20 protein-coding genes and 3 pseudogenes are annotated in these 26,667 nt (G+C 66.8%); 16 read left to right on the top strand and 7 right to left on the bottom strand.

Annotated elements, in window-relative coordinates:
* The first annotated feature begins 11 nt into the window (after positions 1-11).
* The 3 genes from ccsB to msrQ all read left to right on the top strand — a co-directional run bounded on the left by ccsB (position 12) and on the right by msrQ (position 3,202).
* A complete protein-coding gene (gene ccsB / locus AB4Y44_RS29330; protein ID WP_342924239.1) occupies positions 12-1,262 on the top strand; it encodes a c-type cytochrome biogenesis protein CcsB in 1,251 nt (416 codons plus the stop codon).
* Positions 1,263-1,468: 206 nt separating this feature from the next.
* The gene (gene msrP, locus AB4Y44_RS29325; protein WP_368696492.1) at positions 1,469-2,470 is read left to right on the top strand and encodes a protein-methionine-sulfoxide reductase catalytic subunit MsrP; all 1,002 of its coding nucleotides are present in this window, start codon (positions 1,469-1,471) and stop codon (positions 2,468-2,470) included.
* A gap of 24 nt (positions 2,471-2,494) precedes the next feature.
* A complete protein-coding gene (gene msrQ, locus AB4Y44_RS29320) occupies positions 2,495-3,202 on the top strand; it encodes a protein-methionine-sulfoxide reductase heme-binding subunit MsrQ (protein WP_342924241.1) in 708 nt (235 codons plus the stop codon).
* Between the two features lie 76 nt (positions 3,203-3,278).
* Here msrQ and lysA read toward each other — a convergent pair whose 3' ends face one another.
* The 3 genes and pseudogenes from lysA to AB4Y44_RS29305 all read right to left on the bottom strand — a co-directional run.
* Complete coding sequence (gene lysA, locus AB4Y44_RS29315) at positions 3,279-4,550, bottom strand: diaminopimelate decarboxylase (RefSeq protein WP_368701564.1); 1,272 nt, start codon at positions 4,548-4,550, stop codon at positions 3,279-3,281.
* A gap of 9 nt (positions 4,551-4,559) precedes the next feature.
* Entirely contained in the window at positions 4,560-4,796 is a 237-nt protein-coding gene (locus AB4Y44_RS29310) for a hypothetical protein (RefSeq protein ID WP_368701570.1), read from the bottom strand.
* Positions 4,797-4,919 (bottom strand): annotated as a pseudogene (locus tag AB4Y44_RS29305) (lipoprotein); the annotation flags it as partial.
* 35 nt (positions 4,920-4,954) lie between these two features.
* Here AB4Y44_RS29305 and cyaY point away from each other — a divergent pair.
* Positions 4,955-5,272, top strand: a complete 318-nt coding sequence (gene cyaY / locus AB4Y44_RS29300; protein WP_028206540.1) for an iron donor protein CyaY — start codon at positions 4,955-4,957, stop codon at positions 5,270-5,272.
* 84 nt (positions 5,273-5,356) lie between these two features.
* Here cyaY and AB4Y44_RS29295 read toward each other — a convergent pair whose 3' ends face one another.
* A complete protein-coding gene (locus tag AB4Y44_RS29295; RefSeq protein ID WP_342924244.1) occupies positions 5,357-7,792 on the bottom strand; it encodes a penicillin-binding protein 1A in 2,436 nt (811 codons plus the stop codon).
* Between the two features lie 289 nt (positions 7,793-8,081).
* Here AB4Y44_RS29295 and pilM point away from each other — a divergent pair, with 289 nt between their 5' ends.
* The 8 genes and pseudogenes from pilM to ugpQ all read left to right on the top strand — a co-directional run bounded on the left by pilM (position 8,082) and on the right by ugpQ (position 16,155).
* Positions 8,082-9,062, top strand: coding sequence for a type IV pilus biogenesis protein PilM (gene pilM, locus AB4Y44_RS29290; RefSeq protein WP_368701563.1), 981 nt, complete (start codon positions 8,082-8,084; stop codon positions 9,060-9,062).
* The gene (locus AB4Y44_RS29285) at positions 9,059-9,748 is read left to right on the top strand and encodes a fimbrial assembly protein (RefSeq protein ID WP_368701562.1); all 690 of its coding nucleotides are present in this window, start codon (positions 9,059-9,061) and stop codon (positions 9,746-9,748) included. Before pilM ends, AB4Y44_RS29285 begins: the two co-directional genes overlap by 4 nt.
* Positions 9,745-10,620: a hypothetical protein gene (locus AB4Y44_RS29280; protein ID WP_368701561.1), complete on the top strand. Its 876-nt coding sequence runs from the start codon at positions 9,745-9,747 to the stop codon at positions 10,618-10,620. Before AB4Y44_RS29285 ends, AB4Y44_RS29280 begins: the two co-directional genes overlap by 4 nt.
* Positions 10,617-12,242, top strand: coding sequence for a type IV pilus secretin PilQ (locus tag AB4Y44_RS29275; RefSeq protein ID WP_368701560.1), 1,626 nt, complete (start codon positions 10,617-10,619; stop codon positions 12,240-12,242). The genes AB4Y44_RS29280 and AB4Y44_RS29275 overlap by 4 nt, the downstream gene beginning before the upstream one ends.
* A 131-nt stretch (positions 12,243-12,373) precedes the next feature.
* The gene (gene aroK / locus AB4Y44_RS29270) at positions 12,374-12,928 is read left to right on the top strand and encodes a shikimate kinase AroK (protein WP_342924280.1); all 555 of its coding nucleotides are present in this window, start codon (positions 12,374-12,376) and stop codon (positions 12,926-12,928) included.
* Positions 12,929-13,003: 75 nt separating this feature from the next.
* Positions 13,004-14,086 (top strand): 3-dehydroquinate synthase, encoded by a 1,083-nt coding sequence (gene aroB / locus AB4Y44_RS29265; protein ID WP_368701559.1) that lies wholly within the window; start codon positions 13,004-13,006, stop codon positions 14,084-14,086.
* Positions 14,087-14,213: 127 nt separating this feature from the next.
* A pseudogene (locus AB4Y44_RS29260) lies at positions 14,214-15,347 on the top strand (deoxyguanosinetriphosphate triphosphohydrolase); the annotation flags it as partial.
* A gap of 49 nt (positions 15,348-15,396) precedes the next feature.
* Positions 15,397-16,155, top strand: a complete 759-nt coding sequence (gene ugpQ, locus AB4Y44_RS29255; protein ID WP_368701558.1) for a glycerophosphodiester phosphodiesterase — start codon at positions 15,397-15,399, stop codon at positions 16,153-16,155.
* A gap of 35 nt (positions 16,156-16,190) precedes the next feature.
* Here ugpQ and AB4Y44_RS29250 read toward each other — a convergent pair whose 3' ends face one another.
* Both AB4Y44_RS29250 and AB4Y44_RS29245 read right to left on the bottom strand, forming a co-directional pair.
* Positions 16,191-16,565 (bottom strand): DUF883 domain-containing protein, encoded by a 375-nt coding sequence (locus AB4Y44_RS29250; protein ID WP_342924250.1) that lies wholly within the window; start codon positions 16,563-16,565, stop codon positions 16,191-16,193.
* Positions 16,566-16,939: 374 nt separating this feature from the next.
* Positions 16,940-17,659: an OmpW family protein gene (locus tag AB4Y44_RS29245; RefSeq protein ID WP_368701557.1), complete on the bottom strand. Its 720-nt coding sequence runs from the start codon at positions 17,657-17,659 to the stop codon at positions 16,940-16,942.
* Positions 17,660-17,848: 189 nt separating this feature from the next.
* On the opposite strand from AB4Y44_RS29245, the pseudogene AB4Y44_RS29240 reads away from it, so the two are divergent.
* The 4 genes and pseudogenes from AB4Y44_RS29240 to thpR form a co-directional block, all read left to right on the top strand.
* A pseudogene (locus tag AB4Y44_RS29240) lies at positions 17,849-18,538 on the top strand (transposase); the annotation flags it as partial.
* 651 nt (positions 18,539-19,189) lie between these two features.
* Positions 19,190-23,890 (top strand): glutamate synthase-related protein, encoded by a 4,701-nt coding sequence (locus AB4Y44_RS29235; protein ID WP_368701556.1) that lies wholly within the window; start codon positions 19,190-19,192, stop codon positions 23,888-23,890.
* Between the two features lie 104 nt (positions 23,891-23,994).
* Complete coding sequence (locus AB4Y44_RS29230; RefSeq protein ID WP_069268240.1) at positions 23,995-25,461, top strand: glutamate synthase subunit beta; 1,467 nt, start codon at positions 23,995-23,997, stop codon at positions 25,459-25,461.
* Between the two features lie 158 nt (positions 25,462-25,619).
* Positions 25,620-26,180, top strand: coding sequence for an RNA 2',3'-cyclic phosphodiesterase (gene thpR, locus AB4Y44_RS29225; RefSeq protein ID WP_368701555.1), 561 nt, complete (start codon positions 25,620-25,622; stop codon positions 26,178-26,180).
* 36 nt (positions 26,181-26,216) lie between these two features.
* Here thpR and AB4Y44_RS29220 read toward each other — a convergent pair.
* The coding region (locus AB4Y44_RS29220; RefSeq protein ID WP_368701554.1) for an FAD-dependent oxidoreductase at positions 26,217-26,667 on the bottom strand (451 nt) is incomplete at its 5' end.

Here is a 26,667-nt window from a genome sequence, read left to right as displayed (position 1 = left end):
CCGGTAAGCCCATGGACTTGTCTCAGGTTTCCTCCTCCGCGAAGGCCCGCCGCGCCGAACGTGCGCAGGTGGCCAATGCCGCTGTGGCGCATGGCGCCGCGACTGCCCGCGACCGCGATCCCCTCGCCGACGGCCTGTTCGACGAACGCCCCTTTCTGCGCCGCCTGACGGTGGTGGACTGGCTGTTCGCGCTGGCGCTCGTGGCGGGCGCGGGCTTCGCGCTCTCGCGCTACCACGCGCACATGAACTACTACGACAAGCTGGTGCTGTGCGGCACGACGCCGGCGCTCGTCGTGCTGGGCTGGCGCTGGAAGCCGGCGCGGCTGCTCATGGCCGGCATCGCGGTGCTCGCGATTTTTGCGATCCAGATCTATCAGGGCGACCTCGCGCGCGCGGACCAGGCGTTCTTCCTCAAGTATTTCCTCTCCAGCCAGTCGGCCATCCTGTGGATGAGCGCGCTGTTCGTGCTCGCCACGCTGTTCTACTGGATCGGCCTGCTCTCGCGCTCGCCCTCGGGCGGCTCGATCGGCTCGAAGCTCACGTGGGCGGCGGTGCTCATGGGCTTCGTCGGCCTGATGGTGCGCTGGTACGAGTCCTACCTCATCGGCGCGGACGTCGGGCACATTCCCATCTCGAACCTCTACGAAGTGTTCGTGCTGTTCAGCCTCATCACCGCGCTCTTCTATCTGTATTACGAAAGGCACTACGACACGCGCGCGCTCGGCGCGTTCGTGCTGCTCGTGATCAGCGCGGCCGTGGGCTTCCTGATGTGGTACTCGATCTCGCGCGACGCGCAGCAGATCCAGCCGCTCGTGCCCGCGCTGCAGAGCTGGTGGATGAAGATCCACGTGCCGGCGAACTTCATCGGCTACGGCAGCTTCGCGCTTTCGGCCATGGTGGGCGTGGCGTACATCATGAAGGAGCGCGGCGTGCTGGCGGACCGCCTGCCCGCGCTCGAGGTGCTCGACGACGTCATGTACAAGTCGATCGCCGTGGGTTTCGCGTTCTTCACCATCGCGACCATTCTTGGCGCGCTGTGGGCGGCGCAAGCCTGGGGCGGCTACTGGAGCTGGGACCCGAAGGAAACCTGGGCGCTGATCGTGTGGCTCAACTACGCCGCCTGGCTGCACATGCGCCTCATGAAGGGCCTGCGTGGCGGCGTGGCGGCCTGGTGGGCGCTCACGGGTCTGCTCGTCACGACCTTCGCGTTCCTCGGCGTGAACATGTTCCTTTCGGGCCTGCACAGCTACGGCAAGCTGTAACCGAATCGGCCCGCAAGACGAATTAACCGTCGGATGCCTCGCGCTCCGACGGTTTTTTTTCGTCCGCCGGGAAGTTTTCTGCGAATTGCGCGTTTGCCCGCTTGAGGTCATCCAGTCGATCCACGTCGTGCACAGCACGGCGGGACGGGTCGAGATACGATCAATGTGCTGGCGGCGCACGCCACGCAAGAAGCAGGAGCAGCGATATGTGGATCAAGCGGAGCAGCAGGATCTTGCTCAACGGTGACGACATCCCCGCGAGCGAAATCACGCCGCAAAAGGTGTACGAACAGCGTCGGCGCATTCTGCGCGCAGCCGGCGCGCTCGCGCTCGGCGGTATCGCGGGGCCGTTCGGTGCGACGCAGGCGCTTGCGGAATACGCCCCCGGCGACCCGAAGGCGCAGAAGCTCGCCGCGCAGACGAACACGAAGTTCGTCGCGCTCGACAAGGTCACGCCGTACAAGGACATCACGACCTATAACAACTTCTACGAGTTCGGCACGGACAAGGGCGATCCGGCTCAAAACGCGCACACGCTGCGGCCGCGCCCGTGGAAGCTGAGCGTCGAGGGCGAGGTGAAGAACCCGAAGGTCTACGACATCGACGAGATCCTCAAGCTCGCGCCGCTCGAAGAGCGCGTGTACCGGCATCGTTGTGTGGAGGGCTGGTCGATCGTCGTGCCGTGGATCGGTGTTTCGCTTTCCGAACTGATCCGCCGCGCCCAGCCCACGGGCAACGCACGCTACGTGCAGTTCATCACGCTCGCCGACCCCTCGCAAATGCCGGGCCTCGCCGAGCCGATTCTCGACTGGCCGTATTCCGAAGGCCTGCGCATGGACGAAGCGATGAATCCGCTCACGCTGCTCACGGTCGGCCTCTACGGGCAAGTGCTGCCGAACCAGAACGGCGCGCCCGTGCGGGTGATGGTGCCGTGGAAGTACGGCTTCAAGAGCGCGAAGTCGCTGGTGAAGATCCGCTTCGTCGAGAACCAGCCGCCCACCAGCTGGAACAAGTACGCGCCGAACGAATACGGCTTTTATTCGAACGTGAATCCGAACGTCGATCACCCGCGCTGGAGCCAGGCCACGGAGCGGCGCATCGGCGAGGACGGCTTCTTCCAGCCCAAGCGCAAGACGCTCATGTACAACGGCTACGGCGACCTCGTCGCGTCGATGTATCAGGGCATGGATCTGCGCAAGAACTTCTGAGCAACGCGCTAGATGGAGCGAGAGATGGAATCGACGACGACACCACAGGCCGCCGCGCGCGTGGGGGCGGGCCAGGCGCGTCCTGCGCGAAAGGCGGGGAGCGTGACGGGTCCGCGCTGGCTGCCGTGGGCGAAGGTGGCGGTGTTCGTCGCGGCGCTGTATCCGCTCGCGCGCCTCGTGCTGTTCGGCTTCACGGACGGGCTCGGTGCGAATCCGATCGAGTTCATCACACGCTCCACGGGCCTGTGGACGCTGGTGTTCCTCTGCATCACGCTCGCGGTCACGCCGCTGCGACGACTCACGGGCTGGAATACGCTGGTCCGCTTTCGGCGCATGCTGGGCCTCTTCGCGTTTTTCTACGCGACGCTGCACTTCACGACCTACATCTGGTTCGACAAGTGGTTCGACGTCGCCGCGATGCTCAAGGACGTGGGCAAGCGGCCGTTCATCACGGTGGGTTTCGCGGCGTTCGTGCTGCTGATTCCGCTCGCCGTGACGTCCACGCGCGCGATGGCGCGCCGGCTCGGACGCCGCTGGCAGATGCTGCATCGGCTCATCTACGCGATCGGCGTGCTGGCGATCCTGCACTTCTGGTGGATGAAGGCGGGCAAGCACGACCTCGTGCTGCCCAAGCTCTACGGCGCGATCATGCTGGCGCTGCTCGGCTGGCGTGTGGCTGTGTGGCTGCTTGCGCGCTGGCGTGCCGCGCGCGCGGGGGCGGGCGCCGCGTAGGCGCAGCGCGCGCAGGCAGGCAAACAAAAAGCGACGCCGTAGCGTCGCTTTTTTCATGGGCGGGCGGACGACAGACTCAGTCCGGCAGCACGCGTTCACTCGCGAACAACTGCGCCACGCTTTCGCGCTCGCGCGCGAGATGCACGCGTTTGCCGTCGACCATCACCTCGGCTGCGCGCGCCCGCGTGTTGTAGTTCGAGCTCATCACGAAGCCGTAGGCGCCCGCGGAGCGGATCGCGAGCACGTCGCCCGGTTCGATCGCGAGCGAGCGGGCGCGGCCCAGCCAGTCGCCGCTTTCGCACACCGGGCCGACCACGTCGTAGGTTTGCGGTGCCGACTGGCGCGCAACGACCGGCTCCATCGCGTGATACGCGTCGTACATGGCGGGACGGGCGAGGTCGTTCATCGCGGCGTCGACGATCGCGAAGTTCTTCTCCGAGCCCGGCTTCAGGAACTCGACCGTGGTGAGCAGGATGCCCGCATTGCCCACGAGCGAGCGGCCCGGCTCGAAGTACACCTCGCGCGCCTTGCCCGTTTTCGCGCCATACGCCTCGATGCGGTCGAGCACCGTGCGCACGAACTCGCCGATGTCGGGCGGCGTTTCGTCGTCGTAGGTGATGCCGAGGCCGCCGCCCACGTCGATGTGGCGGATGCTCACGCCGTCGGCTTCGATCTGGTCGACGAGTTCGAGCAGCTTGTCGATGGCGTCGAGATACGGCGCGATTTCGGTGATCTGCGAGCCGATGTGGCAGTCGATGCCGACCACGTCCAGGTGTGCCATGGCCGCGGCGGTGCGATAGGTCGCGCGTGCTTCCTCGAACGCCACGCCGAACTTGTTGGCCTTCAGACCGGTGGAAATGTACGGGTGCGTTTTCGGATCGACGTCCGGGTTCACGCGCAGCGAAACCGGCGCCTTCTTGCCGAGCTTGCCCGCCACGTCGTTGAGGCGGTCGAGTTCGGGAATCGATTCGACGTTGAAGCACTTCACGCCCGCTTCGAGCGCCTCGCGCATTTCACCGGCGGTCTTGCCAACGCCCGAGAACACCACGTCCTCTGCCTTGCCGCCTGCCGCGAGCACGCGGGCGAGCTCGCCCGCCGAAACGATGTCGAAGCCCGCGCCTTCGCGAGCGAACACGTTGAGCACGGCGAGGTTGCTGTTCGCCTTGACCGCGACGTGCACCTTGGCGCGGCGGCCGGCGCAGGCGTCGGCGTAGGCGTGCCATGCGGCGGTGAGCGCCGCGCGCGAATACACATAGAGCGGCGTGCCGTACTGTGCGGCGAGATCTGCGGCCGAGACGCCTTCTACGAAGAGCGTGCCGTTATCGCGGTGAAAAGCGGACTGGGTCATGCGAGTGTTTTACTGGGTTGGCGTGGCGTCGGAAGCCGGTTGCGGGCTGCCGTTGGTCGCGGGCGGGGTGCCGAGTTCGGTGTCCGGGGACAACGACAGCGGCGTGCCGGAGGTGTCCGGGATCGTGCCGACGGGCGCCGATGCCGATTCGGGCGCACTCGCGGGCGCGCCTGCAGGCGTCGCGCCGGTTTCCGGCTGCGTGGTTTCGAAATTGGGCTTGGGCGGAAGCGGCGGCACGGTGGGCATGTAGAGCGCGCCGCGCTGGCCGCAGCCTGCAAGGGCGACGGCGCCGATCGCAAAAGCCGCTAGAATCGCGCGGGGCGTCCATGCGCTGGGGGCCGCTGCGCGCGTCCGGGAAATGACACGCATAATTGTCCCTGAATGAATAACCGGTGGAGTTTAGCATGCCAGACAATGACTACCTGAGCCGCGCGGAGGCCGTGCTGGCGGCCGTGGAGCGCGCCGTGGACGAGGCGGAAGCCGACATCGAACTGGAGCGCAGCGGCAACGTTCTGACGCTCGAATTCGAGAATCGCACGAAGATCATCGTGAATTTGCAGCCGCCGATGCGCGAAATCTGGATCGCGGCGAAGGCAGGCGGTTTCCACTATCGCTTCATCGATGGCGAATGGCGCGACACGCGCACGGGCACCGAATTCTTCTCGGCGCTCACGGCGTATGCAACGGAGCAGGCGGGCGAGCCGGTGCGGTTCGAGCCATAAGCTCGCAAGTGTGAGTTCGTAAAAGAAACGGGCGCCAGTCGAAAAACTGGCGCCCGTTTTTCATTGCCACCGTTGCCGCGAGCCTCAGTGCCCGCGGAACAGATTCATGATGTCTTCCTTCTCCTTCGCATTCACGTGCTCCGGGGCAGGCGCGGCGCCCGCATCGTCCGCGCCCGATGCACCGCTCGCCGACGCCTCGAGCGCTGCCTGGCTGATGCCCACGGTCGAGACGAAGCCGTGGCCCGGCGTGGCGTCGGCGTAGTAGAGCTCGTCGCCGAGTGTGACGATGCCGTCCGGCATCGCCATCCTGTACTCGGGCACGCCGTTGAGCGCCTTCTGCATGTAGTCGATCCAGACCGGCAGCGCGAGACCGCCGCCCGTTTCCTTGTCGCCGAGGCTGCGCGGGTTGTCGTAGCCGATCCACGCGATCGCGGCCAGCGTGTGCTGATAGCCCGCGAACCACGCGTCGCGCGAGTCGTTGGTCGTGCCGGTCTTGCCGCCCAGGTCGGTGCGCTTGAGGGCGTTCGACTTCGCGCCCGTGCCGCGCTGCGCGACGCTCTGCAAGAGGCTGTTCATGATGTACGCGTTGCGCGGGTCGATGGCGCGCGGCGCGTTCCGCTCGGCCACGAGCGGCTGGGCCTGGGCGACCACCATGCCGCGCTGGTCGGTGACCTCGGCGATCAGATACGGATTCACGCGATACCCGCCGTTGGCGAATACCGAGTAGCCGGCGGCCATCTGCAGGGGCGTGACGAGACCGGCGCCGAGCGCCATCGGCAGGTAGGCGGGGTGCCGGTCGGCGTCGAAGCCGAAGTGCGTGATGTACTGCTGCGCGTACTTCGTGCCGATGTGGTTGAGGATGCGGATCGACACGAGGTTCTTTGACTTCATGAGCGCCGTGCGCATGCTCATCGGGCCGTCGAAGCCGCCGCCATAGTTCTTCGGCTCCCACGGCTGCCCGCCCGTTTCGGCGGCGCTGAAGAAGAGCGGCGCGTCGTTGATGACGGTCGCCGGCCCGAGCCCCTTGTCGAGCGACGCCGAGTAGATGAACGGCTTGAAGCTCGAACCCGGCTGGCGCCACGCCTGGGTGACGTGGTTGAACTTGTTCTTGTTGAAGTCGAAGCCGCCGACGAGCGCGCGGATCGCGCCGTCCTGCGGCACGATCGAGATGAACGCGCCTTCGATTTGGGGCAACTGCGTGATCGACCACTCGCCCGCGTTGTTGCGCGCGAGGCGGATGATGGCGCCGGGCCGGATCTTCTGCGACGGCTGCGCGCGCGCGGAGAGCGCGAACTGCGCGAAGCGCAGCCCGTCGCCGGTGATGCTCGTGGTGTTGCCGTCCATGAACGTGACCCGTACTTCCTTCGGGCTAGCCGCCGTCACGACCGCCGCCACGAGTTCACCGTTGTCGGGGTGCTCGACGAGCGCGTCGTCGATGGCCTGCTCGCGCTCGTCGCTGTCCGAGGGCAGGTCGATGAACGCCTCGGGCCCGCGGTAGCCGTGGCGCCGCTCGTAGTCCATCAGCCCCTTGCGCAGCGCCCGATAGGCGACGTCCTGGTCGGCGGAGTCGATGGTGGTGACGACGTTCAGTCCGCGCGTGTACGCCTCCTCGTGGTACTGCGCGTACATCATCTGGCGCACCATTTCCGCGACGTACTCGGCGTGGACGCTGAATTCCTTGCCCGCGCCCTTGACGACGAGCGGCTGCGCCGCAGCCTCGTCGTACTGCTGCTGGGTGATGTAGTGCAGCTCGAGCATGCGCTGGAGAATGTACTCCTGGCGCACCTTCGCCCGCTTCGGGTTGACGACCGGGTTGTAGGCCGACGGCGCCTTGGGCAGCCCGGCCAGCATCGCGCACTCGGCGAGCGTGAGGTCTTTCAGATCCTTGCCGAAGTACACGCGCGCGGCGCTCGCGAAGCCATACGCGCGCTGGCCCAGATAGATCTGATTCATGTACACCTCGAGAATCTGATCCTTCGAGAGCTTCGACTCGATCTTGTAGGCGAGCAGCATCTCGTAAATCTTGCGCGTGTAGGTCTTTTCGCTCGAAAGGAAGAAGTTGCGCGCCACCTGCATGGTGATCGTGCTGGCGCCCTGGGTGGCGTGGCCATTGGTGAGCGCGACGAAGCCCGCGCGCGCGATGCCGGCGAGATCGACGCCGCCGTGATCGTAGAAGCGCGCGTCTTCGATGGCCAGAATGGCCTTCTTGAGGTTGTCGGGCACGTCCCTGAAATGGACGATGTCGCGCCGCTCCTCGCCGAATTCGCCGATCAGCACGTGGTCGCGCGTGTAGATGCGCAGCGGCACCTTCGGACGATAGTCGGTGAGCGCCTCGAGCGACGGCAGGTTGGGCGTCGCCACGACGAGCGCGTAGCCGAGCACCAGCGCGACGCACACCACGCCAGCGAAGATGAGGCCGAAAAAGGCGATCAGCAGCGTGGCCCACCACGGGCGCTTGCGCCGCCGGGGCGGCTCGGGCGGCGTGGAAGGCGGTACGGACGAAGGAAGCTGATCTTGCATACGAACACCAGAAAAACGGTCCCGCGATTATAGCCGCCGCTCGCTCGCGGGCTTTCGAGATGCTTACATGGACGGCGCATGCGAGCACGCAACCCGCTGTTTCTGTCGACGCGTCTGCTGACGCTTATTGCTGATATTCGCACTGTAGACGTGCCCCTCGCGCGTGAATAGCGCTGGTGGCGATCGTTGGCCGTTCGGCCGAGTATTCGTGCGCCGCTCTGGTTCGCACAATTTCTCCATCGACGCGCTGCGAACGGTTTGCGGCGCGCGGACAGACGGGAGGGATGCGATGGGTTTCGGGAATCCGCTGTTGTTGGGCGCTCGCCGCTTTGCCGCGGGTGTGGATTTAAGCGCGCGCGGGGTCACGCTGGTGGTGTTGAGCCAGCGTATTGTCGGGGCGGGGCCGGTCCGCCTCGAATGGCTGGCGGGCGCGCCGCTCGCGCGCGAGGCGCTCGCCGGCGCGGAGATCGTCGACCGGGCGGCCATCGTCGCGGCGCTTCGCGGCGTGTTTGGCGAGTTGCCGCGCGCCAGCGCCGCGGCGTCGCTGCGTTGCGCCATGGCGCTGCCCGCGAGCGCGACGCTCGTCGCGACCGTGCCGCTCGCGCGTCTTGCGCCGGTGGGTGCAATGGACGAGTCGGGTATTCACGCGGCGCTCGAGCCGCTCGTGCTGGCGGAGGCGGAACGCGTGGCGGGCGTGGAGCGCGGCGAGCTGGCGGTCGACTGGAGCGTGCTGCCGGCCACGCCGCGCAGCCACGAAGCGCAGGTGACGATCGCGGCGACGGCGCGGCAACATCTCGAAGCGCGCATCGAATGCGCGGCCATGGCGGGCATTACGTTGTGTGCCGTGGACGGCGAGGCGCACGCCGCGTTGCGCGCGATGCGGCACGCGGCGGTCTACGAGTTGCCGCCGCACGAACCCTGGGTGGCGATCTGGGTCGGCCCGGAAGGCGTGCACGGCTGGTTGCTCGTCGACGATTCGATCATCCGGCACATGCGCTTTCCCGCGCTCGAACATGCCGATCTCGTGGAGGCGCTGCGCGACCTCGTCGACGGCGAGCAGGCCGGCTGCGTGCAGGTCTCGGGCGAGCTTGCCATGCTGCGCGGCGCGAACTTCACGATGGCCGACATCGGCGACGCGCTGGGCGCGCCAGTGCTGCCCTTCGAATGCGCACCGCTGGCCGACATCGAGTGGCCGCTCGCGGCGGCGCTGTTGCATGATCCGGCGTGCGCGGTGGCGTTCGGACTCGCGTTGCGCGGGGTGGCGGAATGACGCTCGCGCGCGCCGTGCGCGAGTTACCGCGCCGGGCCGTCGGCGGATTCAATCTGCTGCCGTGGCGGCAGCGCGCCATTCGCAGGCGGCGTTGCTGGCGCCTGCTCGAATGGGGCGCAGCGGCGCTAGGCGGGGGCGCGTGTGCGCTGGGTGTCGTGCTCTGGCAGCGCGTCGAATGCAGCGCGCTCGAGGCTCGGCGCGCGGTGCTGGAGCGACCGCTGGCGCAGTGGCGTGCACCGCTCGCCGAAGCGCAGCGCCTCACGCTGGAGAGCGAAGCGCGGCGTGACGGCGAGCGACTCGCCCGGCAGCACGCGCTGGCTACGGCGCGCTTTTTCGCTCTCGCGGACGCGTTGGCAAGCGACCCTCTGCCGGGCGTCGGATTGCAGCACCTCGCGCAGTTCGCCGATGAAACCGATCTGCAGGCGAGCGCGGCGGACGAATCGGCGGCTGCGGCCTGGCTCGGACGGCTGCGCTCGCTGCCCGATATCGAGGCCGTGAGCGTGCGCGAACTCAAGCGTGGCGCGCCGGCCGGCGCCGCACGCGAGCGTGCGTCCGACGGCGAACCGATTCGCGTGGCGGCTCATCTCGTCTGGCAAGGCGCGAGTACCGTGCCCAGGGCCGGCGCACCGCGAGCGCACGAGGCGCCGCGAGCGTCGAGCGGTGTCGCAGCGAAGGAGGCCACATGAGCACGATGCCTGCGCACGCTGGACAGGAGCGGGCGCTCGTCTCGTCTTGGCCAGGCGCGGGCACGGTATTACGCGGATGGCCGCCGCTGCACGCGTGGAGCCCGCACCGCCGGCTGGTTGTCGCGTTGACGATTGCCGTGCTGGCTCTCGCCACTGCAAGCGGCGCCTGCATTGTCGGGGACCCGCTTGGCGTGCAGGCGGCAAGCGCCGCGCTGGAAGCCGCTCAAAAGCGCTACGGCGATGCCCAGCAAGTCCTGGCGCGTCTGCCCGCGCTGCGCGAAGCTGCGGCGCGAATGCCTTCGCGTGCGCCGCGTGCAGGCAATTCCGCCGACGACATTCGCCGCATCTCGCAACTCGCCGCGCGATCGGGCCTCGTGCTGCAAGTGCTGGAGCCAGGCGTCGCGGGCGGCATGCAAGCCGAGGCGTTCCGGTCGATCAGGCTGGTCGCGCAAGGCAGCTTTGCGCAACTGCGCCGACTGCTCGAAGAGTTGGCGCGCGAGGCGGCGCTCACGGTGCCATTCGAGCTTGCCATCCGGCGCACGGGAACCGGTCTGTCGGTCTCGGCAACGTTGCGCGTATACGATGCGCTTCCCGCCGTGCCGCTGGCGGTGGCGTCCGCCACAGCGGCGACTCGCGATCCCTTCACGCATGCGGCTGCGGCCGGGAGGGCGGAAGACGGTTGGCGCCTTGCCGGCATCCTGCAGGATCGGCTGCGCATCCTCGCGCTCCTGGAAACGCCCGAGGGCGTCGTGACCGCACAGGCGGGCGAGGCGATCGGCAATGCGCGCGTGCTGGCAATCGGGCCGGCGCGGGTCGTCGTCGCGGCGGGTGGGACGACGCGCGCGCTCGGCTGGGCGGAGCCGGCGAAATGAGCGCGCCCGAGCGGAACGTTGTTGTCCTCGCCGCGTTGATGATGAGCGTTGCCGCGTGCGCTGCATGGGCTGCGGTCCCGCCGCCTCAACCTGGGTGGGCACGTTCGCCCGTGGCCCTCGGGCGCTACGAAGTGCCGCCGTTGCCCGACGGGGCGGGGGAGCCCGCAGCGAAACAGTGGATCGGCAATCCGTTCATAGAAGGCAGCGATGCCTCTATGACCGAAGTCGCGCCCGAAGACGTTTCGCGGGCAGACGCGGACGGTGACGCTGGCGTGTCCCAACGCGCCGCCCAGCCTTCACGCGAATCCGGCAGCGACTTACCAGCGGCCGGGCCGCTCGAAGGGCCGCCTGTACCCATGCGCGCGCCAATGCGCCTTGGCGACGCCGCGGCGGCCAACGATGGGTTGCCGCCAAACCGGCCGATCACGCTCAACTTCCAGCGCGCTGAACTCACGGCCGTTCTGCATGCGTTCGCCCAGTTCACGAAGCTCAATATCGTCGCAAGCGAACGGGCGCGCGGCCAGGTGACGTTGCGCCTCGAGCGCGTGCCGTGGCGTACCGCGTTCGACCTGCTGCTGGAAGCAAACGGCCTTGCGATGTCGCGCATCGGCGACGTGATCTGGGTCGCGCCCGCCGCGGAGGTGGCGGCGCGCGAGCGGCAGCGTTACGAGGCGCACGCCCGGGCCGCGGAGCTGGAACCGCTCGCGAGCCGCTCGTTCGAGTTGCATTACGCGCGCGCCGAGGATTTGCGCCGCTTCCTGACCGGCACGGGCGCACAGCGCGCACTCTCGAAGCGCGGCACGGCGGTGGCGGACGCGCGCACGAATGTCCTCTTCGTCACCGACCTGCCGGCGCGACTCGACCAGATCGGCGAACTCGTGTGGCGGCTCGATGCGCCCGCGCGCCAGGTGCTGATCGAGGCGCGTATCGTCGAGGGGGACGAGGGGCTGTCGCGCGAGCTGGGCGTGCGTCTTGGCGTCACGCCGGTGAGCGTGGACGCAACGGCCCCCCGCGGCCTGACCACCAAAGCCGACGGCACGGTGTACGACCTCGCGGCGGGCCCGATCGCCGGCTTCGAGCCCGCCGGCCTTGGGCTCACGCTGCTGGCCGCGCGCGCCACCCGCCTGCTCGACATCCAGTTGAGCGCGCTCGAGGCCGAAGGGCGCGGGCGCGTGGTGTCGAGCCCGCGCGTGGTCACCGCCGACCGCACGAAGGCCGTCGTCGAGCAGGGCACCGAGCTGCCCTATCAGGCCAAGGTCGGGCAGGGCGTTTCGGGCGTGCAATTCCGGCGCGCCAGCCTGAAACTCGAAGTCGAGCCGCAGATCACACCCGATGGCCGCGTGATACTCGACCTCGACGTGGCGAAGGACAGTGTCGGCGAGCAAACGGCCGCTGGGCCTGCGATCAACACCAAGCACGTGCAGACGCGCGTGGAAATCGAGGACGGCGGCACGGTCTCGATTGGCGGCATCGACGCGACCGATGACCGCGATGATGTGACGCGCGTGCCACTCCTGGGCAAAATACCGTTTTTGGGCGCGCTTTTTTCGCATCGCGCGCACCGGGATCAGCGCAGCGAGCTGGTGGTTTTCATCACGCCGCGCGTCGTGGAGCCGAATTGACCCTCCTTGACCGGTCAAACCGGCCGCAAGCGGGCAGCCGCATGTTTACGGGGTCCGATCAACGGGGCCGCAGGCTCGACAATGCCGCCGCTTTGCCAGTAAGCTGCGGCACCAACCTTTCGTAGGAAACGCTGCAAGTGCGGGACGCAAACGCCAATGTATTTTTCGTAGGGCTCATGGGCGCCGGCAAGACGACCGTGGGCCGGGCGGTCGCGCGCCGGCTGGAGCGTCCGTTCTTCGATTCCGATCACGAGATCGAGGCGCGCACGGGCGCACGCATCCCGGTGATCTTCGAACTCGAAGGCGAAGCGGGCTTTCGCGACCGCGAGGCCCAGGTGATCGAAGAGCTCACGGGGCGCGAAGGCATCGTCCTCGCGACGGGCGGCGGCGCGGTGCTGCGGCCCGAGAATCGCGCAGCGCTCAAGGCGCGCGGCTTCGTCGTGTATCTGCGTGCGCATCCGCACGACCTGTGGCTGCGCACGCGGCGCGACAAGAATCGTCCGCTCCTGCAAACCGAAGACCCCAAGGCGCGGCTCGAAGCGCTGTACGAAGTGCGCGACCCGCTGTATCGCGAAGTCGCGGATTTCGTGATCGAAACCGGCCGGCCTTCCGTCAACGGACTCGTCAACATGGTGCTGATGCAGCTCGACATGGCCGGCGTCGTGCGGGCCACGGCGCGCGAGTAGGGCGCAGGTCGCCCGGTGAGTCGCGCAGTGAGTCGTGCAGCACGCAGCGCATCGGAAACCCAAAAGATTCAGAGCATGATTACCGTCAACGTCGAACTGGGCGACCGCGCCTACCCTATCCATATCGGCTCCGGCCTGATCGGTCAGACGGCGCTCTTCGCGCCCCATATCGCCGGCAAGTCGGTGACGATCGTGACGAACACCGTCGTCGATCCGCTCTACGGCGAGACGCTGCGCGCCGCGCTCGCGCCGCTCGGCAAGGACGTCAACACGGTGGTGCTGCCCGACGGCGAGGCGCACAAGAACTGGGAAACGCTCAACGAGATCTTCGACGCGCTGCTCACCTCGCGCGCCGACCGCAAGACCACGCTCATCGCGCTGGGCGGCGGCGTGACGGGCGACATGACGGGCTTCGCGGCCGCCTGCTACATGCGCGGCGTGCCGTTCATCCAGGTGCCGACCACGCTGCTTTCGCAGGTCGATTCGTCGGTGGGCGGCAAGACGGGCATCAATCATCCGCTCGGCAAGAACATGATCGGCGCGTTCTATCAGCCGCAGGCCGTGATCGCCGACATCGGCGCGCTGGCCACGCTGCCGGAGCGCGAACTGGCGGCCGGCATTGCCGAGGTCATCAAGACCGGCGCGATTGCCGACGCCGAATTCTTCGACTGGATCGAAGCCAACGTCGAAGCGCTCCACCGTTGCGAGCCCGCAGCGCTCGCGCACGCGGTCAAGCGCTCGTGCGAGATCAAGGCATCGGTCGTGGCCGCCGACGAGCGCGAAGGCGGCCTGCGCGCCATCCTCAACTTCGGCCATACGTTCGGCCATGCGATCGAGGCCGGGCTCGGCTACGGCGAGTGGCTGCACGGCGAGGCGGTGGGCTGCGGCATGGTGATGGCGGCGGACCTCTCGGTGCGCATGGGCATGCTGGACGAAGCCTCGCGCACGCGCCTCGTGCGCGTGGTCGAGGCCGCGAAGCTGCCGGTGCGTGCACCGGCGCTCGGCGCCGAGCGCTACGTCGAGCTGATGCAGGTCGACAAGAAGGCCGAGGGCGGGGCGATCAAGTTCATCCTGCTCAAGCGCTTCGGCGAGACGCACATCGGCCGCGCGCCCGACGAAGCCGTGCAGGCCACGCTCGCCGCCGCGACGCAGAACTGAGGCGGCGCCGGCGACAACCCCTTGCGGAGGAACGGTGAGCGACACCCGCAGCGATAACCGTAGTGATCCCCGTAGTGTTCAGGAACGTAGCGACGCGCATGGCGGCGACGCCAGCGCCGCGCTGGTCGCGTCATTCGAGGCGGGTCTCGCGCCTTACGCGGCGCACGCCTCGCGCTCGCGCGGGCGGCGCTACCCCGAGCCGCCCCCCGCCGCGCGCAGCGAGTTCCAGCGCGACCGCGACCGCATCGTCCACTCGACGGCGTTTCGCCGCCTGGAGTACAAGACCCAGGTGTTCGTGAATCACGAGGGCGATCTCTTTCGCACACGGCTCACGCACAGCCTGGAAGTCGCGCAGATCGCCCGCTCGGTCGCCCGCAACCTGCGCGTGAACGAGGATCTGGTCGAGGCGATTTCGCTCGCCCACGACCTCGGCCATACGCCGTTCGGCCATGCGGGCCAGGACGCGCTCAACGAGTGCATGCGCGAGCACGGTGGCTTCGAGCACAATCTCCAGAGCCTCGCGGTCGTGGACGAGCTCGAAGAGCACTACGGCGCGTTCGACGGCCTGAACCTGTGCTTCGAGACGCGCGAAGGCATTCTCAAGCACTGCTCGCGCGAGCATGCGCGCCATCTGGGCGATCTGGGCGAGCGTTTTCTGCTCGGCCGGCAGCCGTCCATCGAAGCGCAGATCGCCAACATCGCCGACGAAATCGCCTACAACAACCACGACGTCGACGACGGCTTGCGCTCGGGCCTGCTCACCATCGAGCAGCTCGCCGAGGTCGAACTCTGGCAAACGCACTACGACGCCGCGCGCGACGAATATCCGCAGATCGAGGGTCGACGGCTGGTTCACGAGACGGTGCGGCGGATCATCAACACGCTGATCGTCGATCTGATCGGGCAGACGCGGCGCAATCTCGCCGAGTGCGCGCCGCAGTCGCTCGACGACGTGCGCGCGGCGCCCGCGCTCGTCGCGCACAGCGAGCGCGTGGCCGCGCAGGCGGCTGCGCTCAAGCGCTTTCTCTACCGCAACCTGTACCGCCACTATCGCGTGATGCGCATGGCCAACAAGGCGCGCCGTGTGGTGAAGGGGCTGTTCGAGGCGTTCAGCGAAGACCCGCGCCTGCTGCCGCCGCCGTACCAGACGCAGGACGCCGCCGTGCAGCCGCGGCTGATCGCGCATTACATTGCGGGCATGACCGACCGCTATGCCCTGAAGGAGTACCGCCGTCTCTTCGTCGTCGCCGACGACGTTTGAGGACGCGGCTCGCCCCCTCCCACCGCCCCTGCCGATTCCGGGAGCCCATTTGATCAAGTCCTGGCCATATCCGCGCGTTGCCGCGCACCGAGGGGGTGGCACGCTCGCGCCCGAAAACACGCTGGCGGGTCTGCGCACGGGCGCGAGCCTCGGCCATACGCTGGTCGAGTTCGACGCCAGGCTGTCCGTCGACAACGTCGCGTTCCTGCTGCACGACGACACGGTGAACCGCACATCGAACGGGCACGGCGCCGCGGCATGCATGCGCTACGCGGAACTTTCGACGCTGGACGCGGGCAGTTGGCGGGATGCGCGTTTTACGGGCGAGCCAATGCCCACGCTCGCTCAGGTCGCAGTGTGCTGTCGTGAGCTGGGGCTTGCGGCGAACGTCGAGATCAAGCCCTGCGCGGGCCGCGACGTGGAGACAGGGCGCATGGTCGGCGCCGAAGCGGCGCGCCTGTGGGAGCAGGAAACGCAGGCGGGCATGCCGCCCTTGCTCTCGTCGTTTTCCTACGCGGCGCTCGAGGCGGCGCGCGAGAGCGCGCCGCAACTGCCGCGCGGCCTGCTATTCGAGCGGGTGCCCGCCGACTGGCGCGAGCAGACCGCGGCGCTCGAGTGTGTGTCGCTCCATGCGAGCCATCGCCATCTGGACGAGGCGCTCGTCGAGCGCATCAAGTCGGCGGGGCTTTTCATCCTCGCCTATACGGTGAACGACCTCGACCGCGCTCGCCAGCTCGTGAGCTGGGGTGTCGATACGGTCTGCACCGACCGCATCGACCTGATCGGGCCGCACGCGCTCGACGCCTGAGGCCCAGGCCGGGCGGCCGACGCCAGGCTCCTCCTTCAGCGGCGCGCGAGCAGCGCGCCCACTACCAGCGCTACACCGCCGGCGATCGCGACGGCCTGCCAGGGATTGCGGTGCACGTAGTCGTCTGCGCCGGCGATGGCCGCGTCGGTATGGTCGCGCGCGGCGGCACGCGCGACTTCGAGCCGCTCGCGAGCGGCGTCGAGACGCTTGCGGATGTCGGCGCGCAGCGCAGCTGCATCGGCCTGGGTTCCTTCGCCCAGCGTGTTTTCCAGCTCGGCGAGCAGATCACGCAACTCGTCGGTGATATCGGCGGCGGCGCTGCGGCCGCGGCGCGCGATGCGCCGCGCATGTCGGCTCGTGCGCGTCCAGGAATCTCCGAGGGCTTCTCGCGTGTTCGGAAAGGCGCTCATTTATGGCTCCGTCGTTGAAAAGTCACAGGTAAAAGGCTCGCCGCGGGGCGCACGAAAAAGGGCGCGGGAGGGCGAGGACCGGAGTGCCAGTATTGCGCAATTCCAGTGCCCGAGCCTTGAACGAGCGCAGCGAGCCGGGCGCAAATGCCCGCCAGGCGGGGCTCCGCTCTCTGGTGACAAAACAGGTGATTACGGGGACAGCACGCTTTTTCGCAGAGGCATAGAATCAGGATAAGCCCATGCGAAGGCGGGGAAAATCGATGGAGACGCGAAGACAGGAAGGGCACGGCCGGGCGGGAAACGCCGCCCTCCGCCAGACGCCGCAAGGGCGAGGCGAAGGGCCGGCGCGAGGTGGTGCGTGGCGCCGCAGCGCGTTAGAAGTTGTAGCCGACCTTCAGGTACGTCACGAGCGGGTTCAGGTGAATCTTCGATTCCGCGACTCGCTGGGTGCCGAACTGGTTGTTCAGCGTCGTGTGGTACGTGGCCGTCACGTTGATCGGAATGTACGAGAGCGAGAAACCGGCGAACCAGTGCTTCGTGAAGTTGTAGTTGAAGCCCAGGTTAAACACGGGGGCCCAGGAACGATCCGTCGAAACACTGGTCGGACCCCCAAGCACACCCTGTTCGAAGGAGCCGTTGGTGATCTTCGCGTCGGTGAACCAGGCGTAGGTCACGCCGACGCCGAGGTAAGGACGGAATTTTGCTTCCGGGCTGTTGAAGTAGTACTTGAACAGCAGCGCGGGGCTCCACAGTTTCGCCGAGCCGACCTTGCCGAAGCTGCTGAAGCTGCCGCCGCCGGAAATATCGAACTTCGGCGGAATGCCCAGTTCGGCTTCGGTCGCGAAGTGGTCGGTGATGTAGTAGCCGAGGGAGAAGCCCACGGTGTCGGCCGAGCCGACACTGGCGCCCGTATTCGGAACGGCCATGTTGACGGGCGTGCCGCCGACGCTGTCGATCTTGAGCGGATCGCTGGTGTCCTGCGGCATGAAGCGGAACCAGCCGGTGGTGACGTAGAACGTGTTTGCGGATTGTGCGTGTGCTGCCGTGAAACTGGCGAGCGCGGCGACCCCTGCCAGCGCCTGTTTTAATTTCATATTAATTGCTCCTCCATGAAAGGCCCGCTCATTATGAACACAACGTTTGCAACAAACCAGACGCGACCGTTAGAGCTTTTTTACTAAGCGCCGCGAGCTTTCCGCCGAAGCCGCATGCCAGCGAGAACTAGCGCTGATGGGGCCTGGCGGGTCTGCGGGTATTCACCAACGGAACCAGGAAAATCGAGCATGGCACGGCTTGCACGTCTTTATGTTCCCGATCAGCCACAGCATGTGATCCTGCGCGGACTCGATCAGCAGCCCGCGTTCGTCGATGACCAGGACTACGAACTGTTCATCGACTGCCTGAAGGCCGCGGCGCGCGATCATCATCTGGCGGTGCATGCGTGGGTTTTGATGCCCGGCGCGGTGCAACTGCTCGTCACGCCTTCCGACGAATCCAGCCTGCCCAAGGCAATGCAGGCGGTCGGCCGGCGCTACGTGGCGCATTTCAACCGGCGCTATGCGCGTCGCGGCACGCTCTGGGAGGGGCGCTACCGCGCGACGGTCATCGAGGGCGAGCGCTTCTTCCTGCTGGCGAGCCGCGTCGTCGAGCTCGCACCGGTGCGCAGCCACCTCGTGACGGCGCCCGAAGACTATCGATGGTCGAGCTACCGGCACCACATCGGCCTGACCGTCGACAGCCTCATCACCGACCATCCGCTCTACTGGGCGCTCGGCAACACGCCGTTCGAGCGTCAGCGCGCGTATCGCGAACTCTGCGAGCAGGTGCTCGACGAACGCGAAACGACGCAGCTCATGCAGGCCACGCTCAAGGGCTGGGTGCTGGGCAGCGACACGTACCGCGATTGGGCGTCGCGCACGGCGAACCGGCGTGTCTCGCCGCTGCCACGCGGGCGCCCGCGCAAGGTGCGCGAAGCGCCGGGCACGCCTGCGGCAACGCCGGGCGGCATTGGCGCCGCGGCCACCGCAAGCCCGGCTTCGACGCCTGCGGCCGGATCGGGCGGGGCTGGCGGTCAGCCGGCGGGCCATGGCGCCGCTCAATCTGGCCCCCATTCTACTTCGCATCACGGCGCCAATCCGGCCGGCTCGACCTCGACGCATGGAGGCGGCCACGCGGGTAGTGGTTCGGCTACAACATCGGGTGTAAATCCGGGTGGCTCGAGCGGCCATTCCGGTGGTTCGCAGGGTTCCGGTAACGGCGGCTCCTCCGGTTCGAGTTCGGAACACGACGAGCGCAAGCCGGGCACCGGCACTCACTGATTGCTTTTTGGATCAATTGTTTACGAGATAAACGGCATCTCCGGATGCCGTTTTCTTTTGTCTGATTTTAATATGGCCCCAATAAAAAAATGTGCGAATGCACCAACTCGATAATTGGGGTTCGAACATCAAGTTTTATTTGCATCTCCTTGATTCGTCGCGTATATTCGCCTTTCGGCTCTCCTGGGCGCATAACGCGGGAAGCACGTAGTACCCGCGCAACGCCGTACAGCGGTCACGTAAGCGGCGTAAATCAAGAAAACGGATTCAACGGCTGGCAACGGCCCCCACTCTGACGGTGTCCCCATGAACGATCACCAGCAGCGCGCCGCGGTGCCCGCCGCGCAAGGTCTCTATGACCCGCAAAACGAACACGACGCCTGTGGCGTCGGCTTCGTCGCCCATATCAAGGGCAAGAAGAGCCACGAAATCATTCAGCAAGGCCTGAAGATTCTCGAGAACCACGACCACCGGGGCGCCGTGGGCGCCGATCCGCTGATGGGCGACGGCGCGGGCATCCTGATCCAGATTCCGGACGCGTTCTACCGCGAAGAGATGGCCAAGCAGGGCGTGACGCTGCCGCCGTTCGGCGAATATGGCGTCGGCATGATCTTCCTGCCGAAGGAACACGCCTCGCGCCTCGCCTGCGAGCAGGAGCTCGAGCGCACGGTGCGCGCCGAAGGCCAGGTCGTGCTGGGCTGGCGCGACGTGCCGGTCGATCACGCCATGCCGATTTCGCCCACGGTAAAGGCGAGCGAGCCGCTGATCCGCCAGATCTTCATCGGCCGCGGCAAGGACGTGATGGTCACGGACGCGCTCGAGCGCAAGCTGTACATCATCCGCAAGACCGCGAGCCACCGTATTCAGGCGCTCAAGCTCAAGCACGGCAAGGAATACTTCGTGCCGTCGTGCTCGGCGCGCACGGTCGTCTACAAGGGCCTGCTGCTGGCCGGCCAGGTCGGCGTGTACTATCGCGACCTGCAGGACGAGCGCGTGGTCTCGGCACTGGCGCTCGTGCACCAGCGCTTCTCGACCAACACGTTCCCGGCGTGGGAGCTGGCTCACCCGTACCGCATGATCGCCCACAACGGTGAAATCAACACCGTGAAGGGCAACGTGAACTGGCTGAACGCCCGTACCGGCGCGATCGCCTCGCACGTGCTCGGCGACGACCTGCCGAAGCTCTGGCCGCTGATCTATCCGGGCCAGTCCGACACGGCTTCGTTCGACAACTGTCTCGAACTGCTGGTGATGGCGGGCTACCCGCTCGTCCACGCGATGATGATGATGATCCCGGAAGCCTGGGAACAGCACACGCTGATGGACGAGAACCGCAAGGCGTTCTACGAATACCACGCTGCGATGATGGAGCCGTGGGACGGCCCCGCCGCGATCGCGTTCACCGACGGCCGCCAGATCGGCGCGACGCTCGACCGTAACGGTCTGCGTCCGGCGCGCTACATCGTCACGGACGACGACCTGGTCATCATGGCGTCGGAAGCCGGCACGCTGCCGATCCCCGAGTCGAAGATCGTCAAGAAGTGGCGTCTGCAGCCGGGCAAGATGTTCCTGATCGACATGGAACACGGCCGCATCATCGACGACAAGGAACTCAAGGACAACCTCGCCAACGCCAAGCCCTACAAGAGCTGGATCGACGCCGTGCGCATCAAGCTCGACGAGATCGAGCCGAAGGCGGAAGACGTCGCGACCGCGCGCGCCGAAGCCGCTGCGCTGCTCGACCGTCAGCAGGCGTTCGGCTACACGCAGGAAGACCTCAAGTTCCTGATGGCGCCGATGGCGATGTCGGGTGAAGAGGCGGTCGGTTCGATGGGCAACGACTCGCCGCTGGCGGTCATGTCCAACAAGAACAAGACGCTCTACAACTACTTCAAGCAGCTGTTCGCGCAGGTCACGAACCCGCCGATCGACCCGATCCGTGAAAACATGGTGATGTCGCTCGTGTCGTTCATCGGCCCGAAGCCGAACCTGCTCGACACCAACAACATCAACCCGCCGATGCGTCTCGAAGTGTCGCAGCCGGTGCTCGACTTCAAGGACATCGCGAAGATCCGCGCGATCGAGCAGTACACGGGCGGCAAGTTCAGCAGCTACGAGCTGAACATCTGCTACCCGGTGGCCTGGGGCAAGGAAGGCATCGAAGCGCGCCTCGCGTCGCTGTGCGCGGAAGCCGTCGATGCGGTCAAGTCTGGCTACAACATCCTGATCGTGTCGGACCGCCGCGCGGACCGCGACAACGTCGCGATCCCGGCGCTGCTCGCCACCTCGGCGATCCACTCGCACCTCGTGCAGCACGGTCTGCGCACGAGCACGGGTCTCGTCGTGGAAACGGGTTCGGCGCGTGAAACGCACCACTTCGCGCTGCTCGCCGGTTTCGGCGCGGAAGCCGTGCACCCGTACCTCGCGATGGAAACGCTCGCGCAAATGGCGCAGGGCCTCAAGGGCGACCTGTCGGGCGAGAAGGCCGTCTATAACTTCACCAAGGCAGTGGGCAAGGGCCTGCTCAAGGTGATGTCGAAGATGGGCATCTCCACCTACATGTCGTACACGGGTGCACAGATTTTCGAAGCCGTCGGTCTGGCTGACGATCTCATCGCCAAGTACTTCAAGGGTACGGCCTCGAAGGTGGGCGGCATCGGCCTGTTCGAAGTGGCCGAAGAAGCGATCCGTCTGCACCGCGACGCCTTCGGCGACAACCCGGTTCTCGCCAACATGCTCGACGCGGGCGGCGAGTATGCCTACCGTGTGCGCGGCGAAGACCACATGTGGACGCCGGACGCGATCGCCAAGCTCCAGCACTCGGCGCGCAGCAACTCGTACCAGACGTACAAGGAATACGCGCACCTGATCAACGATCAGACGAAGCGCCACATGACCTTCCGCGGTCTGTTCGAATTCCGTCTCGACCCGGCGCGAGCGATCTCGATCGACGACGTCGAGCCGGCCAAGGAAATCGTCAAGCGCTTCGCCACGGGCGCGATGTCGCTCGGCTCGATCTCGACCGAAGCGCACGCTACGCTCGCCGTCGCGATGAACCGCATCGGCGGCAAGTCGAACACGGGTGAAGGCGGCGAAGACGAGAAGCGCTACCGCAACGAACTGCGCGGCATTCCGATCAAGAACGGCGACACGATGCAGTCGATCATCGGGCCGGAAGTCGTCAAGGACATCCCGCTCAAGGATGGCGACTCGCTGCGCTCGAAGATCAAGCAGGTCGCGTCGGGCCGCTTCGGCGTGTCGGCGGAGTACCTGTCGTCGGCGGACCAGATCCAGATCAAGATGGCGCAGGGCGCGAAGCCGGGCGAAGGCGGTCAGCTGCCGGGCCACAAGGTTTCGGAATACATCGGCAAGCTGCGTTATTCGGTGCCGGGCGTGGGCCTCATTTCGCCGCCGCCGCACCACGACATCTACTCGATCGAAGACCTGGCGCAGCTGATTCACGATCTGAAGAACGTGAATCCGGTTTCGTCGATCTCGGTGAAGCTCGTGTCGGAAGTGGGCGTGGGCACGGTGGCAGCCGGCGTGGCGAAGGCCAAGGCCGACCACGTCGTGATCGCCGGTCACGACGGCGGCACGGGCGCCTCGCCGCTCTCGTCGCTCAAGCACGCCGGCACGCCGTGGGAACTCGGTCTGGCGGAAACGCAGCAAACGCTGGTGCTGAACCAGCTGCGCGGCCGCATCCGCGTGCAGGCCGACGGCCAGATGAAGACGGGCCGCGACGTGGTGATCGGCGCGCTGCTCGGCGCGGATGAATTCGGCTTTGCGACGGCGCCGCTCGTCGTCCAGGGCTGCATCATGATGCGCAAGTGCCACCTGAACACCTGCCCGGTCGGCGTTGCGACGCAAGATCCGGTGCTGCGCGCGAAGTTCTCGGGCCAGCCCGAGCACGTCGTCAACTTCTTCTTCTTCATCGCTGAAGAAGTGCGCGAAATCATGGCGCAACTGGGTATCCGCAAGTTCGACGATCTGGTCGGCCGCGCGGATCTGCTCGACACGCGCCGTGGCGTGGAGCACTGGAAGGCGAAGGGACTCGACTTCTCGCGCGTGTTCTACCAGCCGCAAGTTGGCGCCGAAGTCGCGCGCCTGCATGTGGAGTCGCAAGACCACGGTCTGGACCGCGCGCTCGATCACACGCTGATCGAGAAGGCCAAGGCTGCGATCGAAACGGGCGAGCACGTCTCGTTCATCCAGCCGGTGCGCAACGTGAACCGCACGGTCGGCGCGATGCTCTCGGGCGTCGTCGCGAAGAAATACGGCCACGACGGTCTGCCGGAAGACACGATCCATATCCAGTTGAAGGGCACGGCGGGTCAGAGCTTCGGCGCCTTCCTCGCACGCGGCATCACACTGGACCTCGTGGGCGACGGCAACGATTACGTCGGCAAGGGCCTCTCGGGCGGCCGCATCATCATCCGTCCGACCAACGACTTCCGCGGCAAGTCCGAAGAAAACATCATCTGCGGCAACACGGTGATGTACGGCGCACTCGAAGGCGAAGCCTTCCTGCGCGGCGTGGCGGGCGAGCGTTTCGCGGTGCGTAACTCGGGCGCGACGGCAATCGTCGAAGGCACGGGCGACCACGGCTGCGAATACATGACGGGCGGCACGGTGGTCGTGCTCGGCGAAACGGGCCGTAACTTCGCGGCGGGCATGTCGGGCGGTATCGCCTACGTGTACGACCCGGACGGCACCTTCGCCGGCAAGTGCAACAAGTCGATGGTCGCGCTCGACCCGGTCCTGCAGCAGGCCGAACAGGAGCGCACCGTGGACCGCGCACTGTGGCACTCGGGCCAGACCGACGAAGCGCTGCTCAAGGGACTCGTCGAGCGTCACTTCCAGTTCACGGGCTCGCCGCGCGCCAAGGCGCTGCTCGAAAACTGGGATGCGGCGCGCCGTCAGTTCGTGAAGGTGTTCCCGACGGAATACAAGCGCGCACTGAGCGAACTCGGCGCGAAGAAGGCGAGCCAGGAAGAACTGGCCGCCTGATCCGCAAGACGACGACTGAACGAAGACGAAGCGCCCGCCGCGCTCACTGAAGCGGCGGCGGGCGCGGTCCCCTCACCGAATAGATAGAGATAGACGAGAACCCTATGGGTAAGGCAACCGGTTTTCTCGAGTTCGAGCGCCAGCATGAGGCGTACGAAGCACCGCTCACGCGCGTGAAGCACTACAAGGAATTCGTGGCGGCGCTCTCCGACGCCGACGCGAAGATCCAGGGCGCACGCTGCATGGACTGCGGCATCCCGTTCTGCAACAACGGCTGCCCGGTCAACAACATCATTCCGGACTTCAACGACCTCGTGTTCCGCCAGGACTGGAAGAGCGCGATCGACGTCCTGCATTCCACGAACAATTTCCCCGAGTTCACGGGCCGCATCTGCCCGGCGCCCTGCGAAGCGGCGTGCACGCTCGGCATCAACGACGATCCGGTCGGCATCAAGTCGATCGAGCACGCGATCATCGACAAGGCCTGGGCCGAAGGCTGGGTCGCGCCGCAAGTCGCGAAGCACAAGACGGGCAAGAAGGTTGCCGTGGTCGGTTCGGGCCCCGCGGGCCTCGCCGCCGCCCAGCAGCTTGCACGCGCCGGTCACGACGTGACGGTGTTCGAGAAGAACGACCGCATCGGGGGCCTGCTGCGCTACGGCATTCCCGACTTCAAGCTGGAGAAGTGGCTGATCGACCGCCGCATGCGCCAGATGGAAGCCGAAGGCGTGACGTTCCGCACCAACGTGTTCATCGGCCGTGGCGAGCTGCCTGCGTACATCGGCAACACGGCGAAGGAAACCATCTCGCCGGACGAGCTGAAGGACCAGTTCGACGCCGTGGTCATCGCGGGCGGTTCGGAAACGCCGCGTGACCTGCCCGTGCCGGGCCGCGAACTCGAAGGCATCTACTACGCCATGGAGTTCCTCCCGCAGCAGAACAAGGTCAACGCCGGCGACAAGCTGCCGAACCAGCTGCTCGCCAAGGGCAAGCACGTGGTCGTGATCGGCGGCGGCGATACGGGTTCCGACTGCGTGGGCACCTCGAACCGTCACGGCGCGAAGAGCGTCACGCAGTTCGAACTGCTGCCGCAGCCGCCCGAGGAAGAGAACAAGCCGCTCGTGTGGCCGTACTGGCCGATCAAGCTGCGCACGTCGTCGTCGCATGACGAAGGCTGCTCGCGCGACTGGTCGGTCGCCACCAAGCGCCTCGAAGGCAAGAACGGCAAGATCGAGAAGCTGATCGCCGCGCGCGTGGAGTGGAAGGACGGCAAGATGGTCGAAGTGCCGGGCTCGGAATTCGAAATGAAGGCCGATCTCGTGCTGCTCGCCATGGGCTTCACGCAGCCGGTTTCGCCGGTGCTCGAAGCATTCGGCGTCGAGAAGGATGCGCGCGGCAACGTGCGTGCCTCGACCGAAGGCGAGAAGGCGTACTACACGTCGGTCGACAAGGTCTTCACCGCCGGTGACATGCGCCGCGGCCAGTCGCTCGTGGTGTGGGCGATCCGTGAGGGCCGTCAGTGCGCGCGCTCCGTCGACGCGTACCTGATGGGCAGCTCGGAGTTGCCGCGTTAAATCCGGTGTGTCCCGTTGATTCGACGGGACGCACGGGAGACGGCAGGAGACACGAAGCTGGAAAGCCGGGCATCCGCAAGGATGACCCGGCTTTTTTACGTCTGCGCCCGAGAGGATTACCATGACGCGATTGCCCGACCGAACGAGGCCCGCCGATCATGTCCGAAGCTCGCGAGACCGATCGTGACACGCAGCAATGGCGGCGCTGCTTCATCGCGCTTTCGCCCACTGCGGCGTCGCGCGATGCGCTCGCCGCGCTCGACGTGCCGCCCAATGCGCGGCGCGTGCCCTATGCGCAACTCCATCTGACAGTGACGTTCATCGGCGCGATGTCGTTCGACCAGGGACACGTGCTCTCGCGGCGGCTCGCCGAGCACGCACCGCTCCTCCCGCCCGCGCAGGTCACGCATATCGAATGCTGGCCGGGACGCGCGCATCCGCGCCTCATGGTGGCGGTGCTCGCGATGTCGGATGCATTCACGGCGCTCGACTGGCACGTGCGCTCACTCATGGGAGACGTGGGATTGCCGCTCGACGCGCGAGCGTTCCGTCCGCACGTGACGCTTGCGCGCTTCGCGCGCGACGCCGTCGGCGCGCCGGCGCCAAGCGGCGGGGAAGCGCTGCCGCCGTTGCGCTTCGAGTCGCTGGTGCTGTATTCGAGCACGCTGGCGAGGCAGGGCGCGCGCTACGAGGCACTGGCGAGCGTCGCGCTCGATTGAGGCGTCGGCGCCACACATTGGAGTTTCGACCGACGCTCAGTGGCGATACCGCGCCAGCGTCAATCCATCGAGATCGATTTCCGGCGGGCGCTGCGTGACGAGGTCCGCGAGCACGCGGCCCGAACCCATCGACATCGCCCAGCCCGTCGAGCCGTGTCCGACGTTCAGCCACAGGCCATCCACGCCCGACGTGCCGAGCAGCGGCGCGCCGTCCGGCACCATCGGCCGGCGCCCCACCCAGAATTGCGCCGACGAAGGCGTCGCGGCGTGCGGGAACCAGTCGTCGAGCACCTTCATGAGCGTTTGCAGCGCCTGCTCGCGCAGCGTTGCGCGGTGGTCGCCCAGCTCCGCCGTCCCCGCTACACGTAGATACGGGCCGAAGCGCGTGATCGCCGTCTTGAGCGACTCGTCCATGAGCGCGGCTCGCGGGGCCTTCTGCACGTCGACCACGGGCAGCGTGGCCGAATAGCCTTTCACCGGATACAGC

This window comes from Paraburkholderia sp. BR10937 (assembly GCF_040965695.1).
GTDB lineage: Bacteria > Pseudomonadota > Gammaproteobacteria > Burkholderiales > Burkholderiaceae > Paraburkholderia.
This window is presented reverse-complemented; position numbering and strand designations above follow the sequence as displayed.

Bases quoted from the DNA above. Each gene is read 5' to 3' on its own strand.
- ccsB (WP_342924239.1), top strand. From the start codon at position 12: ATGGACTTGTCTCAGGTTTCCTCCTCCGCGAAGGCCCGCCGCGCCGAA.
- msrP (WP_368696492.1), top strand. From the start codon at position 1,469: ATGTGGATCAAGCGGAGCAGCAGGATCTTGCTCAACGGTGACGACATC.
- pilM (WP_368701563.1), top strand. From the start codon at position 8,082: ATGGGTTTCGGGAATCCGCTGTTGTTGGGCGCTCGCCGCTTTGCCGCG.
- AB4Y44_RS29280 (WP_368701561.1), top strand. From the start codon at position 9,745: ATGAGCACGATGCCTGCGCACGCTGGACAGGAGCGGGCGCTCGTCTCG.
- msrQ (WP_342924241.1), top strand. From the start codon at position 2,495: ATGGAATCGACGACGACACCACAGGCCGCCGCGCGCGTGGGGGCGGGC.
- AB4Y44_RS29285 (WP_368701562.1), top strand. From the start codon at position 9,059: ATGACGCTCGCGCGCGCCGTGCGCGAGTTACCGCGCCGGGCCGTCGGC.
- cyaY (WP_028206540.1), top strand. From the start codon at position 4,955: ATGCCAGACAATGACTACCTGAGCCGCGCGGAGGCCGTGCTGGCGGCC.
- AB4Y44_RS29310 (WP_368701570.1), bottom strand. From the start codon at position 4,796: ATGCCCACCGTGCCGCCGCTTCCGCCCAAGCCCAATTTCGAAACCACG.
- thpR (WP_368701555.1), top strand. From the start codon at position 25,620: ATGTCCGAAGCTCGCGAGACCGATCGTGACACGCAGCAATGGCGGCGC.
- lysA (WP_368701564.1), bottom strand. From the start codon at position 4,550: ATGACCCAGTCCGCTTTTCACCGCGATAACGGCACGCTCTTCGTAGAA.
- AB4Y44_RS29230 (WP_069268240.1), top strand. From the start codon at position 23,995: ATGGGTAAGGCAACCGGTTTTCTCGAGTTCGAGCGCCAGCATGAGGCG.
- AB4Y44_RS29250 (WP_342924250.1), bottom strand. From the start codon at position 16,565: ATGAGCGCCTTTCCGAACACGCGAGAAGCCCTCGGAGATTCCTGGACG.
- aroB (WP_368701559.1), top strand. From the start codon at position 13,004: ATGATTACCGTCAACGTCGAACTGGGCGACCGCGCCTACCCTATCCAT.
- AB4Y44_RS29295 (WP_342924244.1), bottom strand. From the start codon at position 7,792: ATGCAAGATCAGCTTCCTTCGTCCGTACCGCCTTCCACGCCGCCCGAG.
- AB4Y44_RS29275 (WP_368701560.1), top strand. From the start codon at position 10,617: ATGAGCGCGCCCGAGCGGAACGTTGTTGTCCTCGCCGCGTTGATGATG.
- AB4Y44_RS29245 (WP_368701557.1), bottom strand. From the start codon at position 17,659: ATGAAATTAAAACAGGCGCTGGCAGGGGTCGCCGCGCTCGCCAGTTTC.
- AB4Y44_RS29235 (WP_368701556.1), top strand. From the start codon at position 19,190: ATGAACGATCACCAGCAGCGCGCCGCGGTGCCCGCCGCGCAAGGTCTC.